The 831-nt window shown below is 65.9% G+C and carries 2 protein-coding genes; both read right to left on the bottom strand.

The genetic code is table 11. The features are described 5' to 3' along the window. Nucleotides 1–182 (bottom strand): hypothetical protein (locus tag EJL02_RS14045; protein WP_164510453.1); only part of this gene is annotated, 182 nt, incomplete at its 3' end. After that, the coding region (locus EJL02_RS14040; RefSeq protein ID WP_164510452.1) for a DUF2634 domain-containing protein at nucleotides 172–831 on the bottom strand (660 nt) is incomplete at its 5' end. The genes EJL02_RS14045 and EJL02_RS14040, both read right to left, overlap by 11 nt.

Below are 831 nucleotides of genomic sequence, written 5' to 3'. Positions count from 1 at the left end.
CCGGGCGCGAGGATGATTTGCAGCAGCGTGCCCTCGGCGGTGGACAGCCCCAACTCGTCCTCGACCAAGGCGCGCAGCATATCTTGGATACCCTCGGGCGTCAGGCTGTCGAAGTCCTGCGCGAGCAGCGTCGCTTTGAGCGCGTCCAGCTGCGTTTGCAGCGTTTGTGCATTATCCGGCATCGGTTTCCACCTCCATTTGGATCTCGCCGTACACGGTTTGGATGGCAAAGGCCACCGCCAGCCGGTCGCCCACGGCGGCAACCGTCATGCCGGTCACCGCGGTGATATAGGGGCTGGCAAGCAGGCACTCCTCGATGTAGCGCTGCACCTCGGCGCGCTTGGTCTCGGGCTGGTAGCCCTGCCCGATCAGCGTGTAGATCTCGCTGCCGTAGCCCGGCGAGAAACACGGCCAGAGAAACCGCTCGGTGTGCAGCGCGTTCCACGCCCACACCGCGACCGCCTCCGCCCGCTCGACCACGACCGGCACGCCCTGCCGCAAAATCGGCCTGTCGTTTGTAAAATCCCATGCGCACTCGCGCAGCACAGGCAGCTCGGCCGCAGGGGCAGCTGCCGTCGGCTGCAAAAACGGGAAAATGCTCTCTTCGGCCATGGGTTCCCCTCCTTCCATGATGAGCAGCACGTCGTAGTGCTGCTCGTCCTCCGACTTTAGCAGCAGCACACGGTTGCCGCGCGAAACGCCCCGCCGCAGGCCGGACGCAAAGCCCAGATCGTCCTCGGTCAGCGGCAGGCCGTCTGCCTGCACCGCGACCTCGCCGTCGTGTTCGATGTCCTTGGTCACGCTCCCGAACAGCAGCGCCGCGCCCGTGCC

This window comes from Agathobaculum sp. Marseille-P7918 (assembly GCF_900625105.1).
Lineage (GTDB): Bacteria > Bacillota > Clostridia > Oscillospirales > Butyricicoccaceae > Agathobaculum.
The sequence above is the reverse complement of the archived record's forward strand: the minus strand, read 5'-3'. Positions and strand labels throughout refer to the sequence as shown.